Annotated in this window: 15 protein-coding genes; 11 read left to right on the top strand and 4 right to left on the bottom strand. The window is 66.9% G+C overall.

Annotated elements, in window-relative coordinates; all coding sequences use genetic code 11:
• The first annotated feature begins 29 nt into the window (after positions 1 to 29).
• Both Q0R16_RS11980 and Q0R16_RS11985 read left to right on the top strand, forming a co-directional pair.
• Positions 30 to 4,058: a non-ribosomal peptide synthetase gene (locus Q0R16_RS11980; RefSeq protein ID WP_295636153.1), complete on the top strand. Its 4,029-nt coding sequence runs from the start codon at positions 30 to 32 to the stop codon at positions 4,056 to 4,058.
• A gap of 28 nt (positions 4,059 to 4,086) precedes the next feature.
• Positions 4,087 to 4,635 (top strand): hypothetical protein, encoded by a 549-nt coding sequence (locus Q0R16_RS11985; protein ID WP_295636155.1) that lies wholly within the window; start codon positions 4,087 to 4,089, stop codon positions 4,633 to 4,635.
• Here the strand turns inward: Q0R16_RS11985 and queF are convergent.
• Positions 4,617 to 5,084, bottom strand: coding sequence for a preQ(1) synthase (gene queF / locus Q0R16_RS11990; protein WP_295636157.1), 468 nt, complete (start codon positions 5,082 to 5,084; stop codon positions 4,617 to 4,619). The genes Q0R16_RS11985 and queF overlap by 19 nt on opposite strands.
• A gap of 264 nt (positions 5,085 to 5,348) precedes the next feature.
• Between queF and Q0R16_RS11995 the strand changes: the two genes are divergently transcribed.
• The 9 genes from Q0R16_RS11995 to Q0R16_RS12035 all read left to right on the top strand — a co-directional run bounded on the left by Q0R16_RS11995 (position 5,349) and on the right by Q0R16_RS12035 (position 13,770).
• Positions 5,349 to 6,551, top strand: a complete 1,203-nt coding sequence (locus Q0R16_RS11995; RefSeq protein WP_295636159.1) for a hypothetical protein — start codon at positions 5,349 to 5,351, stop codon at positions 6,549 to 6,551.
• A gap of 119 nt (positions 6,552 to 6,670) precedes the next feature.
• Positions 6,671 to 7,534: a 3-mercaptopyruvate sulfurtransferase gene (sseA, locus tag Q0R16_RS12000; protein WP_295636161.1), complete on the top strand. Its 864-nt coding sequence runs from the start codon at positions 6,671 to 6,673 to the stop codon at positions 7,532 to 7,534.
• 4 nt (positions 7,535 to 7,538) lie between these two features.
• Positions 7,539 to 8,795: a cystathionine beta-lyase gene (gene metC, locus Q0R16_RS12005; RefSeq protein ID WP_295636163.1), complete on the top strand. Its 1,257-nt coding sequence runs from the start codon at positions 7,539 to 7,541 to the stop codon at positions 8,793 to 8,795.
• A complete protein-coding gene (locus Q0R16_RS12010; RefSeq protein WP_295636165.1) occupies positions 8,792 to 9,760 on the top strand; it encodes a mechanosensitive ion channel domain-containing protein in 969 nt (322 codons plus the stop codon). Before metC ends, Q0R16_RS12010 begins: the two co-directional genes overlap by 4 nt.
• 56 nt (positions 9,761 to 9,816) lie before the next feature.
• Positions 9,817 to 10,599, top strand: a complete 783-nt coding sequence (cobA, locus tag Q0R16_RS12015; RefSeq protein ID WP_295636167.1) for a uroporphyrinogen-III C-methyltransferase — start codon at positions 9,817 to 9,819, stop codon at positions 10,597 to 10,599.
• Entirely contained in the window at positions 10,596 to 10,892 is a 297-nt protein-coding gene (locus tag Q0R16_RS12020; protein WP_295636169.1) for a DUF2849 domain-containing protein, read from the top strand. Before cobA ends, Q0R16_RS12020 begins: the two co-directional genes overlap by 4 nt.
• On the top strand, positions 10,892 to 12,526 hold the full coding sequence (locus tag Q0R16_RS12025) for a nitrite/sulfite reductase (RefSeq protein ID WP_295636170.1): 1,635 nt from the start codon (positions 10,892 to 10,894) through the stop codon (positions 12,524 to 12,526). The genes Q0R16_RS12020 and Q0R16_RS12025 overlap by 1 nt, the downstream gene beginning before the upstream one ends.
• Complete coding sequence (locus tag Q0R16_RS12030; RefSeq protein WP_295636172.1) at positions 12,519 to 12,956, top strand: DUF934 domain-containing protein; 438 nt, start codon at positions 12,519 to 12,521, stop codon at positions 12,954 to 12,956. The genes Q0R16_RS12025 and Q0R16_RS12030 overlap by 8 nt, the downstream gene beginning before the upstream one ends.
• Positions 12,949 to 13,770, top strand: a complete 822-nt coding sequence (locus tag Q0R16_RS12035; RefSeq protein ID WP_295636174.1) for a phosphoadenylyl-sulfate reductase — start codon at positions 12,949 to 12,951, stop codon at positions 13,768 to 13,770. Before Q0R16_RS12030 ends, Q0R16_RS12035 begins: the two co-directional genes overlap by 8 nt.
• Here the strand turns inward: Q0R16_RS12035 and Q0R16_RS12040 are convergent.
• The 3 genes from Q0R16_RS12040 to proB form a co-directional block, all read right to left on the bottom strand.
• Positions 13,752 to 14,258 carry a GNAT family N-acetyltransferase gene (locus tag Q0R16_RS12040; RefSeq protein WP_295636176.1) on the bottom strand — a complete coding sequence of 169 codons (507 nt, stop codon included), beginning with the start codon at positions 14,256 to 14,258 and terminating at the stop codon, positions 13,752 to 13,754. The genes Q0R16_RS12035 and Q0R16_RS12040 overlap by 19 nt on opposite strands.
• Positions 14,259 to 14,260: 2 nt before the next feature.
• Positions 14,261 to 15,193 (bottom strand): NAD(P)-dependent oxidoreductase, encoded by a 933-nt coding sequence (locus Q0R16_RS12045; protein ID WP_295636178.1) that lies wholly within the window; start codon positions 15,191 to 15,193, stop codon positions 14,261 to 14,263.
• Positions 15,190 to 16,122, bottom strand: a 933-nt coding sequence (gene proB / locus Q0R16_RS12050) for a glutamate 5-kinase (protein WP_295636180.1), incomplete at its 5' end; no start/stop codon positions are given. The genes proB and Q0R16_RS12045, both read right to left, overlap by 4 nt.

Below are 16,122 nucleotides of genomic sequence, written 5' to 3' on the forward strand. Positions count from 1 at the left end.
GATTGCCGGTGAATTTGGACAATCGCCGCATGGCCACCACTGCACTCGAACCAGCGGCGCGCGAAGCCGCACATCCACTGCTGCCGCAAATCTTCGCTGACAGCGTAGCGCGCCATGCGTCCGAAATCGCGATCGACGTTCCGCCAAGTTGCGATGGCGCGCGCGGGCGGCCCGTTCGGCAGATGCTGACTTACGCCGAGCTCGATGCGCGCGTTCAGGCGCTGGCCGAGCGGATCGCGGCGCGGATCGCCGGCCTCGAAGAACCCATCGTCACGCTGCTGCTGTCGCGGGGCACCGTGTGGCTATGGATCGCGCAACTGGCGGTGCAGCGCGCGGGCGCGGCTTATACCTGCCTCGATCCCGCGTTCCCCGATGCGCGCAAGCGCGAAGTGATCGAAGATGCCGCCAGCCCGCTGGTGCTGAGCGATGCGGCGGGCACCGCGCAATTGCGTGCCATCGGCCTGGGCGCCAATGTTCCTGGGGATCTGGTCCACGATGTTGCGATCTTCGCCGAAAGCCCCGAACGCGCGCCCTGCCCGGCTGAAATAGCGCCCGACAGCCTCGCCTATGTGATTTACACCTCGGGCACGACGGGCAAGCCCAAGGGCGTGATGATCGAGCACCGGGCGATCGCCAACCTGGTCGCGTGCGACACCCCGTTCTTCGGCCTCGGCCCGGGTGACCGCGTGGTGCAAGGGTCGTCGCCCGCCTATGACAGCTCGGTCGAGGAAATCTGGATGGCGCTGGCCAGCGGCGCAACCTTGCTGGCGATGGACGATGCCACCGCGCGGCTGGGGCCCGACCTGACCGGCTGGCTGCGCGCCGAACGCGCCACCGTGCTCACCCCGCCGCCCACGCTGCTGCGCGCGATGGGCTGCGCCGAACCCACGCGCGAATTGCCCGATCTGCGGCTGCTCTACGTCGGCGGCGAGGCGCTGCCCGCCGACATCGCCGATCTGTGGGCGAAGGGCATCCGCATGGTCAACGGCTATGGCCCGACCGAATGCGCGGTCACGTGCGTCCGCAGCGAAGTTTCACCCGGCGCGCCGGTCACGATCGGCAAGGCGGTGCCGGGAATGACCGCGCTGGTGCTCGATGATGACTTGAACGATGTGCCCGATGGCAGCCACGGCGAACTGTGCATGGCCGGCGTGGGCCTGGCGCGCGGCTATCGCAACCGCCCCGAGCTGACCGCCGAAAAGTTCGTCGACCACCCGCGCCACGGCCGCATTTACCGCACCGGTGACCTGGTCCACATCGACGCGGACACCGGCGATTTCCATTACCACGGCCGCATTGATGCACAGGTCAAGATCCGCGGTTACCGCGTCGAACTGGGCGAGATCGAGGCACGGCTGGCGATGCTGCCCGGCGTGCGCGCGGCGGCCTGCACGCTTCAGGATCGGGTTGGTGGTGCAGCGTTGGTAGCGCATATTGTGCCCATCGATCTGGCCCAGCCGCTCGACACCGAAGCGCTTCGCACCGCGCTTGCCGAAACGCTGCCGCACTACATGGTGCCGCAACGGATCGGGCTGATCGAGGCGCTGCCCGTCAGCGTTTCGGGCAAGCTCGATCGGCGGCTATTGCCCGTGCTCGATCTGGGCGCCGAACCCGAGGCGGGCGAAGCAGTCGCCCCCGAAGGCGCGCTCGAAAACCTGATCGCAACCGCTGCTGCCGATGTGCTGGCGCGCGCCGCGCCGCCATCGGTTGTGGAAGATTTCTTCGAAGGGCTCGGCGGTGATTCGCTGCGCGCTGCCATGCTGGTCACGCTGCTGCGCGATCATCCCGAAACCGCGCGCGTCACCGTCAGCGACATCTACGAAGCCCGCACGATACGCGCGCTCGCCGAGCTGATCGCGGCCGGGTGCGAGACCGATGAGGACGCCGTCGAAGCCCCACCGGTCCGCCATGGCAAGGCCAATGTCCTGCTCGCCAACTGCGTGCAACTGCCCGCTCTGTGGGCCGTGGTCAGCGTGGCCTCGTGGGCGGGTTACCTTGCCGCATTCCACGTGATCCCGGCGCTGTTCGCGCGCTTCACGCTCACGCAGATGATCGTGCTGTTCCCGCTGATCGCGGCGCTCGCAGTGGCGGCCTACATCCCGGCCTCGATCGTGTTCGCGGTGGCGGTCAAGCGGCTGGTGATCGGCAAATATCGCCCGATGCGCGCGCCGGTGTGGAGCGCATATTATCTGCGCCACTGGCTGGTCATGCTGGCTGCGCGGGTGGTGCCGTGGCCGTTGATCCAGGGCAGCGCGTTGCAGGTCGTGGCCTTGCGCGCGCTGGGCGCCACGATCGGCGACCGCGTGCACATCCACCGCGGCGTGGACTTGCGGCGCGGAGGGTGGGACCTGCTGACGCTGGGTGACGATGTGGCGCTGGCACAGGACGTGGTGCTGGGCCTGGTCGAACTCGATCGCGGAGATATCGTGGTTGGGGCGATTACGCTCCAAGCAGGCGTGGCGCTAGAGTCTCGCGCGATTTTGTGCGGCGATGTAATCGTGGGCGCGGGCAGCGTGCTGACCCCGCTGTCGGTGCTCAACCCTGGCGCGCGGGTTCCGGCGGGCGAAGTGTGGGACGGCGTTCCCGCCCGCTCGATTGGTCCTGCCCCCATGCTGACTGCTCTGGCGCAACTGCTTACGCCCGCAGGTTATGGCGCGCGACTGCTCGGGGCCGAAGCCGTGCTCGGGCTGATCGTCGCACTGCCTGCCGAACTGCTGTTGATCGGCGCCGCGCGCACCGCCGATATCGCCCCGAACGCACTGTGGCGCTGGTTCTACGCACCCGATTTCACCTCGCGCGTCGCGGCGGTGATCCTGGGCGTGACCGTGCTGGCCACACCGCTGACGCTGGTGTGGTCGGCGCTGATGATGCGCGCGCTCGGTCGAGTTCGTCCCGGCACATTCGCGCGCTGGAGCCCGGCCTACCTGCGCGTCTGGCTGAAAAGCGCGCTGCTGACTGCCAGCGGGCAATGGCTGTCGGGCACGCTGTTCTGGCCGCACTGGCTGCGGCTGGCGGGGATGCAGATCGGCCGCGATTGCGAGATCAGCACGATCATCGACGTGGTGCCCGAACTGGTCACGATCGGCGAGGAAACCTTCTTCGCCGATGGCATCTACCTCGGTGGCGCGAAAGTGCGCCAGGGCACCGTGACGCTGGCGGAAACCTCGCTGGGCCGCCACACCTTCCTCGGCAACCACGCGGTGATCCCAGCCGGATCGCACCTACCCGACGATATCCTGATCGGCGTCTGCACCGTGGCGGATGACAGCAAGATCACCAGCGGCCACGCCCGTTTCGGCCACCCCAGCTTCGACTTGCCCCGCCGCGAAGTGGTCGAGATGGCGAGCGACATTTCGCTGACTCACAAACCCACCAAGATCCGCTACGTGAACCGGCTGTTCTGGGAGAGCGCGCGCTTCCTGCTGCCGATCCCGCCACTGCTATTGGGCGCGCTCTGGTACGGGTTGATCGCGCGCGGCGAGGCTGCAACCAGCGGCCTGACATTCGCAATGCTTGTTCTGCCCCTCGCCACGCTCGTCCCGATCGTGCTCTCCGCGCTCTCGGTCGTCGTGATCAAATGGAGCCTCATCGGCCGGGTCAAGCCCGCGCAGCACGCGCTGTGGTCGTGCTGGTGCAGCCGCTGGGACTATTTCTACGTGTGCTGGCAAAAGCTCGGCCGCGTCCCGCTCGACTGGCTCGAAGGCACCTTCCTGCTGACGATCTACCTGCGCGCGATGGGTCTGAAAATCGGCAAACGCGCGGTCCTCGGCCCGCAATTCAGCCAGGTGGTCGATCCTGACATGATCGAAGTGGGCGACCACGCCACCGCCTGCGCCAGCTACCAGGCCCACACCTTCGAAGACCGCGTGCTGAAGGTCGGCCCGGTACGTTTCGAAGCGGGCTCGACCGTCGGCGCAGGGACGGTGCCGCTTTACGGAGCAGTGGTCGGTAAAGGCGCCCACGTCGGCGCAGGCAGCGTGATCATGAAGGCCGAGGCTTTGAATGCCGACACGCGATATCAGGGCGCGCCGACGCGGGTGGTTGGGATCGAAGCCTGATCGCAAACTTCGCCAAAGAGGGAATTTGATGGACGTTGCAGCAGCCCAAGCCGAACTTCGCCGCTCCTACGTCGGCGGCGGACCCGGCGCGATCGTCTCCGGCTGCGTGTGGTTCGTCGCGGCCACAGTTGCCAACCGCCACGGCATCTCGACCGCCTTCACCGTGCTGTTCTTCGGCGGCATGCTGATCTTCCCGCTCTCAACCCTGATCGCGCGCCTGCTGTTCCGCCGCGCCAAGGAAGCCCCCGGCAACCCGTTCGGCCTCACCGCGCTCGAAAGCACGATCGCGATGATCGGCGGCCTGTTCGCCGCCTGGCTGTTCCTGCCCTACGCCCCGCAACTCGTGTTTCCGTTGTCAGCCGTGGCGGTCGGCACGCACTACCTGGTGTTCAGGACAGCTTATGGCGACCGGACGTACTGGGTGTTGGGCGCAGCGATCACGTTGGTCGGGGTGCTGGATATCTTCAGCCACGGGCGGCTGCCGGGCAATACGATTTTGATGGTGGGCGTGATCGAAGTGCTGTTCGGGGCGCTGCTGATCTGGCGTGAGCGAGCGGCTCAACCCCGCCCGCGATAGCCCGGCACGCCCTGGTCCGGCACCCACAGGCCCTCGGGCGCGGCGCCCGATTGCCAGAACACGTCGATCGGGATGCCGCCGCGGGGGTACCAGTAGCCGCCGATACGCAGCCAGCGGGGGTGCATTTCGGTGAACAGGCGTTGGCCGATGCCGACGGTGACGTCTTCGTGGAAGCCGGCGTGGTTGCGGAATGCGCCCAGGAACAGCTTGAGCGACTTGGATTCGACGATGGTTTCGCCCGGCGCGTAGTCGATGACGAGGTGCGCGAAATCGGGCTGGCCGGTTACGGGGCAGAGCGAGGTGAACTCGGGCGCGGCAAAGCGGACGAGGAACAGCGTGCCGGCGCGCGGGTTGGGCACGTAATCGAGCGTGGCCGCTTCGGGTGAGGCTGGCAGCGTGCTGGGCTGGCCGAGAAAAAGCGGCGCGGGTGGTGTCTGGGGCGGTTTCATGGGTGGTTCCATGCCGCGAGCGCGGCTGATCGGCAAGCGTTGCGAGGGGCATGTGCCACGGTTGGCGGCGGGTTGCGCGGGGGTTCAGCGGCTATTCAGCGCGTGAGGCCTCGGTTCGGGTACCGCGCGCCTCGCAGCGCAAGTGGCGTACGAAGTCGGTCGCAAATCGGAGCGGATTGGGCCATGGGCGGCTCGCAAGGATCGTCGATGCGCCCGAATGGCAGGATTTCAGTGAGCAGCAACGTGAACAGGGTTTGGTCTGGAATGATACGCAGCGGCGCAAGCGGTGCGGTGTTGGCGCTTGCGTCGATCGGGGCCGGCAACGCGTGGGCACAAGCGGCCGAGCAAAGCGACAACCCGTCGACCTTCCGCTTGCCCGTGCCCACGCAAGCACCCCCGCGCGCGGCCGGGCCGGCTGACGACAGCGGCGCCGCGCCGGCACCGATCGCCACAAAATCGGCCGCGCCGCCGGTAATCGCGCTGCCCGCGCCCTCGCCGACAGCGAAACCGACTGCCCGGCCGACAAGCCCGCCGGTGGCGCGGCAAACGGCGGCGCCGGTCCAGCGTGCGCCGGTTGTTGTGCCGCGCGTTACAGCACCCGTTACGGTGGCCGGCCCCACTTCCGCCCCGGTTGCCGTGCCCAGCGCTGAACCGGTGCCGACGGCGACGCCCTCGCTCGCGACGCCCGAACCGACGGCTTCGTCAGTCCCAGCACCTGCTCCGACTCCTGCGACGGCAGACAATAGCTATCCGGCATGGCTTTACGCCGCGTTTGCTGCCGTGCTGGCGCTGGTCGCCGGCGGCTTGGTGTGGTGGCGCCGGCGGCAGTCGCCACGCGCCTTGCCCGCGCCGGACTTCATTCCGCCCATGGTTCCCGCCAAACCGAGCGAAGACGTGGCGCGTGACCCGATCGTGGTGCCCGCTCCCGATTTCGGCAGCCCGCTTGGATCGAGCGACCCGATCGTAACCCCGGCGGCACCCAAGCCGGTCCTGTCGCTGGCGCTCGAAGCCACGCGGATGAGCGCAACACTGTTCAACGCCACGCTGGCTTATCGGCTGGTGGTGACCAATACCGGCGCGGCGGCGCTGTCGGGGATTGAGATCGGCGGAGACATGACCTCGGCGCACGCTTCGCGGCCGACAGAGGAACAGTTGGGTCTCGATGGCGCCACACTGGCGCCACTGCATGGCGTGGCGGGCCTGGCGCCGGGCGAATCGGTCACGCTCGGCGGCGAATTGCGGTTGCCGCTTTCGGCGATTCTGCCGATCCGGCGCGGCGATGCGCAGTTGTTCGTGCCGCTCGCGCGGTTTGCCGTGCAGGCTCAGGAACCCGACGGGAAGCCGATCGTGATGCGCCGCGCGTTCCTGGTGGGGCAATCGCGCAGCGCCCAAGCCGACAAGCTTCAGCCATTCAGACTCGATCTGGGGCCGCGGCTCTATTCAGAACTGGGCCAACGCGGGCTTTAAGACTGGCACTCGCGGAATGCGGTGACTATCATCGTTGGCCCGGCCCTTATGGACCGGCCAAAAGGCCCGCGCAAAGACGGGCACCGCAGGCAGGCCAAAATAGCCAGCAGGAGCGTCGCATGGATTCCCTGGTTTCAACCGATTGGCTCGCCGGTGAAATGGCAGCAAGCGACTTGCGCGTGGTCGATGCCACCGCATTTTTGCCCGAACACGCGCGCGATGCGCAGGCGGAGTACGAAGCCGCGCATATACCGGGCGCGGTGTTCATGGATCTGGGCACGCTGGTCGAAACCGGCGCACCCACCGCCAACACGCTGCCAAGCCCCGAAAAGTTCGCCAGCCGGATGCAGGCGCTCGGGCTCGGCGATGGGAGCAGAATCGTGGTCTACGACGATTCGCCGATCAAGAGCGCAACCCGCGCCTGGTTCATGCTGACATTGTTCGGTGCGCAGAATGTGGCCGTTCTCGACGGCGGGATCGCCAAGTGGAAGGCCGAAGGGCGTCCGCTTGCAAGTGGTGCGGAAACACCACGGCGCCGCCACTACACCGTATGGCAAGACGGAGCGCGGTTGCGCAGCAAGGCGCAAGTGCTTGCCAATGTGGCCAGCCATGCCGAGCAACTGGTCGATGCGCGCGGCGGCCCGCGGTTCACCGGAGAGCAGGCCGAAACCACGCCGGGCGTAGCCAGCGGGCACGTGCCTGGCGCGCGCAACGTGCCCTATCCGTCGCTGTTCAAGGCCGATGGCACGTGGAAGGATGCAGCCGGATTGCGCGTCGCATTCGATACGGCGGGGGTGGATCTGGCGCAGCCGGTGATCGCCAGTTGCGGTTCGGGGATGACCGCGAACGTGGTGCTGTTTGCGCTGCACTTGCTCGGCAAGGAGGATACCGCGCTGTATGATGGCAGTTGGGCCGAATGGGGTTCGGACCCCGTCCTTCCCAAGGAGCTCGGCAAGGCCACGCCGCTCGGGGCGGCCGTCTGAGCGAATGACCACGGCGCCGGATCACCCAGAGGACGAAGCTCTCGCCCCCGCTACGCGGCTGGTGAGCGCGGGACGCGCGCCCGAATGGACCGGCACGGCCACGCACCCGGGCGCAGTCGTCAACCCGCCGGTGTGGCGCGCGAGTACGCATCTTTACCCCGACATGGCCGCACTCCATGCCGGGCCGAGCGGGAATGCCGATGGCCGGTTCTTCTACGGCCGGCGCGGTGCACCGACGCAATGGGCCTTGGCCGAAGCGCTGACCGGACTGGAGCCGGGGGCTGCCGAAAGCGGGGGCGGCACGATGCTCTATCCGTCGGGCGTGGCGGCGCTGGCGGGTGCGCTGCTGGCGGTGCTGCGGCCGGGCGATGTGCTGCTGATGACCGACAACGCCTATGAGCCGACGCGGACGATGGCGCGCGGGCTGCTCAAGGAATTCGGGATCACAACACGCTGGTTCGCGCCTTGCGATCTGGCGGCTTACGAAGCGGCGTTCTGCGACAAGACCAGGTGCGTGCTGCTCGAATCGCCCGGCAGCCTGACGATCGAGGTGCAGGACGTGCCGCGCATGGCAGCGATCGCGCGAGACCGTGGCGCGATTTCGGTGCTCGACAACACCTGGGCCAGCCCACTCGGCTTTGCGGCGCTGGCGCACGGCGTCGATATCAGCGTGATGAGCCTGACCAAGCACGTCGGTGGGCATTCGGACCTGATGATGGGCAGCGCCAGCGCGGGCGAGCGCTGGTACGCCAAGCTGCGCCGCCGCGCCCAAAGCCTGGGGCAAGTGGTTTCGCCCGACGATGCCTCGCTGGCGCTGCGCGGGCTGCGCACGATGGGCCTGCGGCTGGAGCGCGAGACCGCGAGCGCGCTGATGATCGCGCAATGGCTCGATGCGCGGCCCGAAGTGGCGCAAGTGCTGTGCCCGATGCTGCCCGGATCGCCCGGCCACGCGCTTTGGCGCCGCGACTTTACCGGCGGCTGTGGTTTGTTCAGCTTCGTGCTGAAGCGCGGCACCGCCGAGGCGCGCGATGCGCTGATCGATGCGCTGTCGCTGTTCGGCATCGGCTATTCGTGGGGTGGGTTCGAGAGCCTCGCCACCCCGGTCGATCCCGCACCGATGCGCTCCACTGGTGCCTGGCCGCTGCCCGGCATGGACGCAGCCGACCGGTTCGGCGTGCGGCTGTCGATCGGGCTGGAGGACGCGGGCGACCTCATCGCCGACTTGAAGCGCGGGCTGGCTGCCTGGTCATCGGCGCAATGAGCAAGACGGCGTCGGCCGCAGCGCACGCGCCCGTGGCCGCCGAAATGTTCGGGCCCGACAGCCCGATCACGCGCACGGTGGCGCTGCTCGACCGGATCGGGTTCGATGTGGGCAAGTATCACATTTCGGTGTGGAGCGCGCTGACTGCACTGGTGGTGATCGCGGCGCTGCTGTTCGCGGCGCGGCTGGGCGGGCGGATCAGCCGGCATCTGTTCACGCGCGCCACCCGGCTCGAACCCGCGCAGCGGCTGCTCGGCGAGAAGCTCGTCACGATCGTGGTGTGGGTGGTGGCGTTTTTCGTCGGGATCGACGTGCTGGGCATCAGCCTGACCGCGCTGACGGTGTTTTCGGGCGCGTTCGGCCTCGCGATCGGCTTCGGCTTGCAGAAGACGCTGGGCAACCTGATCGCCGGGATCATCCTGCTGATGGACGGATCGATCAAGCCGGGCGACGTGATCGGCATCAACGATGGCCCAAATAGTTCAGGGGGGAACAGGACCATCGGCCAGGTCAAGAAGATCGGCATCCGCGCGGTGTCGGTGACCACGCGCGACGAGAAGGAATACCTGATCCCCAACGAGATCCTGATGACGTCGCAGGTGGAGAACTGGTCGTACTCCAGCCGCGACGTGCGCGTGAAGGTGGCAATCTCGGTGGCATATGGCACCGACCTCGATTTGGCAGAACGGCTGATGCTCGAAGCCGCCGCGTTGTGCCCGCGCGTGCTCGTCAGCCCCAAAAGCTCGGTCTGGCTGGTCGCGTTCGGCGACAACGCGATTCAATTCGAGATGCAGTTGTGGATGAACGATCCCGAAGAAGGCATCGGCAACTTGCGGTCGGACGTGCTCAAGCGCGTGTGGCACCTGTTCCGCGATCATGGGGTGGAGATACCGTACCCCAGCCAGAACATTTATGTGAAGCAATGGCCGCCCGCGCCGGACCGCCCCGCCGATAGCCGCGCTTAGGGGCGGCAAAGGCATTCTGGGTGGCGATTGCGCGCTCGCCACGCCAGATGGCGTGCATGACAAGTTCCAACCTTACGCGAGGCGGAGCGGGCACCGGCACCGTTTACCTCGTTGGTGCCGGGCCGGGCGATCCCGATCTGCTGACGCTGCGCGCGGCGCGGCTGCTCATGAATGCGCTGCTGATCGTGCATGACGGGCTGGTAGATCCGGCGGTGCTGGCGATGGCGCCGGCGGGGGCGCGGTTCATCTCGGTTGCCAAATCGCGCGCGCGGCACACGTTGCGGCAGCATGAAATCAATGCCTTGCTCGTGCGCGAAGCGCTCGCTGGGCACGATGTGGTGCGGCTGAAAGGCGGCGATCCTTTCGTGTTCGGGCGCGGCGGCGAGGAAGTCGAAGCTTGCCGCGCGGCGGGTGTGCCGGTCGAAGTCGTGCCGGGTATCAGTGCCGCAATGGCGGCGGGCGCGGCGGCGCAGATTCCTCTGACTCACCGTGACAGCGCCAGCGTGGTCAGCTTTGTCGCGGGCCAGTGCAAGGGCCTGACCGAACAGAACTGGGCCGGCCTTGCCGGCGTGGGCCGCACGCTGGTGATCTACATGGGCGTGGCTACGTCGGACATGATCGCGGAAAAGCTGATGGCCGATGGCCTCGCCCCCGATATGCCGCTGGCGGTGATCGAGAACGCGGGCCGGCCCGAGATGCGCGTGCTGCGCGGGCCGCTAGCCGGCCTGGGCACGCTGGTGGCGGACAACGCGGTGAAAAGCCCGGCGCTGATCGTGGTCGGCGAAGTAACCGCTCGAGACGATGTCGCGCTGACACAAATTGCGGAGATGGCTGCATGAAAATCCTGACCGGTAACGACCTGAAAACCGGGGATGTGATCTGGTGGACCGGCTACGACTGGTCGCGCCATGTCGAAGACGCAGTCGATGTCGGCAGCGATGCCGACACCATCCTGGCGCGCGAGGAAGCCACCCGCCGGGTCAACGCGAGCTACGCGATCGAGGCGCAGAAAACCGCGGACGGCGTACGCCCCGCGCACATCAAGGACCGCATCCGCGCTTTGGGCCCCACCGTGCGCCCCGACCTGACCCTCAAGCCAACCGATCCCGAAATCGGCAACTGGGTGATCTGATGTACAAATATGACAATTACGACCAGCAAATGGTCGATGCGCGCGTCAGCGAATTCCGCGACCAGGTGGCACGGAGGATCGCCGGCACGCTGACCGAGGACCAGTTCAAGCCGCTGCGGCTGAAAAACGGGCTCTACCTCCAGCTTCATGCCTATATGCTGCGCGTGGCGATCCCTTATGGCACGCTGTCGGGCGCGCAGATGCGGCTGCTGGGCGATATCGCCGACAAATACGATCGCGGTTACGGCCACTTCACCACGCGGCAGAACATCCAGTACAACTGGATCAAGCTGGCCGACACGCCCGACATTCTGGCCGATCTGGCCAAGGTGGAAATGCACGCCATCCAGACCAGCGGGAACTGCATCCGCAACATCAGTTCGGACCAGTTCGCCGGTGCTGCGGCTGACGAGATCGTCGATCCGCGCCCTTATGCGGAACTGCTGCGCCAGTGGTCCAGCTTCCACCCCGAATTCGATTACCTGCCGCGCAAGTTCAAGATCGCGGTGATCGCCAGCGAAACCGACCGCGCTGCGATGAAGCTCCACGATATCGGTATCCGACTGCGCCACGATGATGCTGGCGCGATTGTCGCGGATTTCTACGTGGGCGGCGGCATGGGCCGCACCCCGATGATCGCGCCGCTGATCGGCGACGGAATCGCGATCGATCACATGGTCACGTACACCGAGGCCGCCTTGCGCGTGTACAACCGCCATGGCCGCCGCGACAACAAGTACAAGGCGCGGATCAAGATCCTGGTCCACGAGATCGGGGCGGATTCATACCGTTCGCAGGTCGAGGCCGAGTTCGCGCATTTGCAGACGCTGGAGCTTGAACCGCCTGCGGCTGAACTTGCACGCATCCAGGCGATGTTCGTCCCACCAGCGTTCGATACCACCGCGCCCGACAGCGTCGATCGCAGCGATCCCGACTTCGCGGTGTGGCTGGACAACAACGTCCATGCGCACAAGCAGCCCGGTTACGCGCTGGTCACGATCAGCCTCAAGCCGATCGGTGGCATTCCGGGCGACGCCTCGGCCGATCAGATCCGCCTGATGGCTGATCTGGCGCAGAAGCACAGTTTCGACGAATTGCGCGTCACCCACGCGCAGAACATCGTGCTGCCACATGTGAAGAAGGCCGATCTCTACGCGCTGTGGCAGATGCTCGAAGCCAATGGCCTGGGCACGCCCAACCTGGATCTGATCACCGACATCATTGCTTGCCCCGGGCTCGACTATTGCAGCCTGGCCAATGCGCGTTCGATCCCGCTGGCCCAGAAGATCAGCCAGCGCTTTGCCGATCAGGGCCGCCAGCAGGACCTGGGCGAACTGAAGCTGAAAATCTCGGGCTGCATCAACGCCTGCGGCCACCACCACGCCGGCCACATCGGCGTGCTCGGGGTCGATCGCAAGGGTGTCGAGAATTACCAGTTGTCGCTTGGCGGATCGGAGGGCGCGGACACGTCGCTCGGCCAGATAACCGGGCCGGGGTTCAGCGAGGACGGCATCGTCGACGCGATCGAGAAGGCGACCGAGGTCTATCTGGTCAAGCGCGAAAATGGCGAACGCTTCGTCGATACCTACCGCCGCGTCGGCATGGCCCCGTTCAAGGAGGCGATCTATGGTTGATGTGCTGCGTTACCGCACCGACGAAATGGTCGGCGATCCCGGTGTAACCGTCGATTCGTTCGTTGATCCGGTTTTTGGCCAAACCAATGCCTCGGCCGTTCGACTGGAGCCGGGCGACGACGCGCGCGCGCTGCTGCCGTATCTGGATCGGCTCGCCCTGGTCGAGGTGAACTTCCCCGCATACGGCGACGGGCGCGGCTATTCGTCGGCCCGCATCCTGCGCGAAGCCGGCTATACGGGCGAATTGCGCGCTGTGGGGGATGTGCTGATCGACCAGCTCAGCCACATGCACCGCTGCGGCTTCGACGCCTTCGCGCCCGAACACGCGATCACCAGGGAGGCCGCCGACAAGGCGATCGCCACCTGGCCCGAGGTTTACCAGCGCACTGTCGATGGCCGCCAGCCGATCTGGGCGCTGCGTCATGGCTGAGGCGCGTACGCGCGCGTTGAACGGCGGGCGAGACCGAACCATCGACCGCATCGACACGCGTCCGCGCTTCACCGAAACCGACGCAATCCGGCTCAACAACCTGTTCCGCGGCACCGAAACCAGCGACATGCTGCGCACGGTGATCAAGGATGGGCTGGCGGGCGACATAGCGATCGTTTCCAGCTTCGGCGCCGAAAGCGCGGTGCTGCTGCACCTGATCGCGGCGATCGACCCGACGCTGCCGGTGCTGTTCCTCGAAACCGGCAAGCATTTTCCCGAAACGCTGGCATATCGCGACCAACTGGTGGCGCAGCTCGGCCTCACCAACCTTGTGGTCCTCGAACCCGACGCCGCCGCGCTCGCCGCCAAGGATGAAACGGGCCTGCGCTGGTCGTGGGACCCCGACGGCTGCTGCGAAATCCGCAAGGTCGAGCCACTGGCGCGCGGACTTGCGCAGTTCGACGCGACGCTGACCGGGCGCAAGGGATTCCAGTCGAAGACTCGCGCGGGCCTTCCCCGCTTCGAGATCGACCGCACCGACGCGGCCGGCCGGCTCAAGATCAACCCGCTGGCAAGCTGGTCGAAGCAGGACCTCGACGACTACGTAACCACCCACGATCTGCCCGCGCACCCGCTGGTGGCGCAAGGCTACCCGTCGATCGGTTGCGCGCCGTGCACCAGCAAGGTGGCGGAGGGCGAAGATCCACGCTCGGGCCGCTGGAAAGGCTGGGACAAGACCGAATGCGGCATCCACGTGCCGGGTTCGGGCGATGGCGAGGGCGAGTTGCCGCCAGGTTACGATCCCGTTTTCTGATCCGGTGCGACGTAGCGCATCGCCACATCGCACCGCGCATAGCGCGCACCGTATTGCGCCATGATCCCGGCATCGTGCTGGAAACCCAGCTTTTCGTAAAGGTGGATCGCCGCTTCGCACTTGGCGTTGGTCAACAAGTATAGCGGATCGGCGCCCATCTCGCGAGCCCGCGCAATCATTGCGGCCAGCAGGAATTCCCCCGCCTTCAACCCGCGCGCGGCCTCGGTCACGCCCATCTTGGTCAATTCGAAGCTGGTTTCGCCGGTTTTCTGCAACGCGCAAGTGCCGACCACGCCCCGGCCCTCAGCCTCGACGAACAGGATCGCTCCGCCCCCATCGATGATCCGCGCGCGCGGGCTTTCGAGCACCTCGCGATCGGTCGACTCCAGCGTGAACATCGCGCTGATCCACTCGGCATTGATGTCGTGGAATGCCTGCGCCAGATCATCGCTGAATTCGCGGATCATGATGCGATTGGTCGATGCCATCGTCATAGCCACCCCTGCTGGCGATACCACGCTGCCGTGGATTTCAGCCCTTCACCCGTCCGCACTTGCGGAGACCACACCCCGGGCGGAACCGCAGCTCCAGCGCCGACCACCCAATCGGGATGAGTCATGTAGCCGACGCGATCGAGCGTCAGCTTGGCCTTGTCGCCGCGAAACATGCGTTCGATCCGCGATACCCGCATCAGCGCCGTTTTCGACAATTGCGGCACCCATGGCCGCTTCCCCAAGGCCCAGCCGATCCCGCGCGCCAGTTCGCGGTGAGTCCAGCCATGCGTCCGCCCATCGTCGGGCTCGAACACCTGGTGCGTGACCGCCTCTCCGCCCGGCAGCAGCGCCAGTAGCAGCCGCGCCAGGTCGTTGACATGGATGATCGAGGCGCGACCAGCCGGCACCGGCACAACTCCCCACCGTGCCATCCTGAACATCTCGAGCGTATCGGTATCGCGCGGGCCATAGACCCACGGCGGGCGCACCACCGTCCAATCGAGCCCGCTGGCCATCACCATCCGTTCGCCGCGCAATTTCGATGCGCCGTATTCTGACAATTGCGGTTCGCGCGCCGATAGCGACGACACGTGGATGAAGCGCGGTACGCCCTCGTCGCGCGCGGCTTCGACCACGTTGAGTGTGCCCGCGACATTGCCTGCCTCAAAACTGGCGGCATCGGGCGCGCTGACCACGCCGGCGATGTGGATCACCGCGCTGGTACCACGCACCAGCCGGTCGAGCGCGGCACGGCTCGACAAATCGCCCGGAATCCATTCGACGCCCAGCCTCGGCACCTGCCGCTTGCGCGCCAATGCCCGCACTTCCAACCCTTGCTGAACCGCCGCTTCGACCAGGGCCTGCCCGACAAACCCGGTCGCCCCCGTGACGGCAATCAGCCCCCCGTTCGTTCCTGTGGGCCGAATCAAAGCAGCACCAGTTGATCGCGGTGGATCATCGCACTGCGTGGCGCATAGCCGAGGATATCGGCGTGTTCGCGCGAATGGTGGCCCTTGAGTGCTGCGCATTCGGCCGCATCGTATTCGCTAAGGCCATGCGCCAGCACTGCACCGCCCGCATCGCATACGGCCACCGCATCGCCGCGGACGAACGCGCCCTCGACCGCGGTGACCCCCGCCGCCAGCAGGCTGGACCCCTTGCCCAGCGCGCGCGCCGCGCCGGCATCGACCGTAAGCGAACCCTTGAGCCGCAGCCGCCCGCCCAGCCAGGCCTTGCGCGCGGTCTTGCGCCCCTTGGGAAGAAACAGCGTGCCCTGTCCGCAGGCCAATGCCTGCCCGATCGGCGCGATCGGCCGCCCGTCGATGATACCCAGTGCGATCCCGGCGTGCCCCGCAATCTCGGCCGCCTGCAGCTTCGAGGTCATGCCCCCCGATCCCAGGCCCGAGGACGATCCCGCGCTCGCCATCGCATGGATTGCCGGGGTCAACCCGCGCACCAGCGGGATGCGCGTGGCGCCCGGTTTACGCGGATCGCGATCGTAGAGCCCATCGATGTCCGACAGCAGCAGCACCCCATTGGCCGCGCCCGCCTGCGCCACCCGCGCCGCCAACCGGTCGTTGTCGCCGAAGCGGATTTCCTGCGTCGCCACCGAATCGTTCTCGTTGATCACCGGCACCGCTCCCGCATCAAGCAGCCGGCCGAGCGTGGCGGTGACGTTGAGATACCGCCGGCGATCCTCCAGATCATCGAGTGTCAGCAGCATCTGCGCGGCGATCAATCCGTGCGCGCCCAGCAGTTCGGCCCACAAACCCGCCAGCGCGATCTGCCCGACCGACGCCGCCGCCTGCGCATCGGCCAGACTCCCGCGCCCGCCCTTCGCCAGCCCCAACCGCCGCGC

It is taken from the genome of Novosphingobium sp., assembly GCF_025351285.1.
Classification (GTDB): domain Bacteria; phylum Pseudomonadota; class Alphaproteobacteria; order Sphingomonadales; family Sphingomonadaceae; genus Novosphingobium.

Bases quoted from the DNA above. Each gene is read 5' to 3' on its own strand.
- Q0R16_RS11985 (WP_295636155.1), top strand. From the start codon at position 4,087: ATGGACGTTGCAGCAGCCCAAGCCGAACTTCGCCGCTCCTACGTCGGC.
- cobA (WP_295636167.1), top strand. From the start codon at position 9,817: ATGACAAGTTCCAACCTTACGCGAGGCGGAGCGGGCACCGGCACCGTT.
- Q0R16_RS12020 (WP_295636169.1), top strand. From the start codon at position 10,596: ATGAAAATCCTGACCGGTAACGACCTGAAAACCGGGGATGTGATCTGG.
- queF (WP_295636157.1), bottom strand. From the start codon at position 5,084: ATGAAACCGCCCCAGACACCACCCGCGCCGCTTTTTCTCGGCCAGCCC.
- sseA (WP_295636161.1), top strand. From the start codon at position 6,671: ATGGATTCCCTGGTTTCAACCGATTGGCTCGCCGGTGAAATGGCAGCA.
- Q0R16_RS12040 (WP_295636176.1), bottom strand. From the start codon at position 14,258: ATGGCATCGACCAATCGCATCATGATCCGCGAATTCAGCGATGATCTG.
- Q0R16_RS11995 (WP_295636159.1), top strand. From the start codon at position 5,349: ATGATACGCAGCGGCGCAAGCGGTGCGGTGTTGGCGCTTGCGTCGATC.
- Q0R16_RS12010 (WP_295636165.1), top strand. From the start codon at position 8,792: ATGAGCAAGACGGCGTCGGCCGCAGCGCACGCGCCCGTGGCCGCCGAA.
- Q0R16_RS11980 (WP_295636153.1), top strand. From the start codon at position 30: ATGGCCACCACTGCACTCGAACCAGCGGCGCGCGAAGCCGCACATCCA.
- Q0R16_RS12025 (WP_295636170.1), top strand. From the start codon at position 10,892: ATGTACAAATATGACAATTACGACCAGCAAATGGTCGATGCGCGCGTC.
- metC (WP_295636163.1), top strand. From the start codon at position 7,539: ATGACCACGGCGCCGGATCACCCAGAGGACGAAGCTCTCGCCCCCGCT.
- Q0R16_RS12030 (WP_295636172.1), top strand. From the start codon at position 12,519: ATGGTTGATGTGCTGCGTTACCGCACCGACGAAATGGTCGGCGATCCC.
- Q0R16_RS12035 (WP_295636174.1), top strand. From the start codon at position 12,949: ATGGCTGAGGCGCGTACGCGCGCGTTGAACGGCGGGCGAGACCGAACC.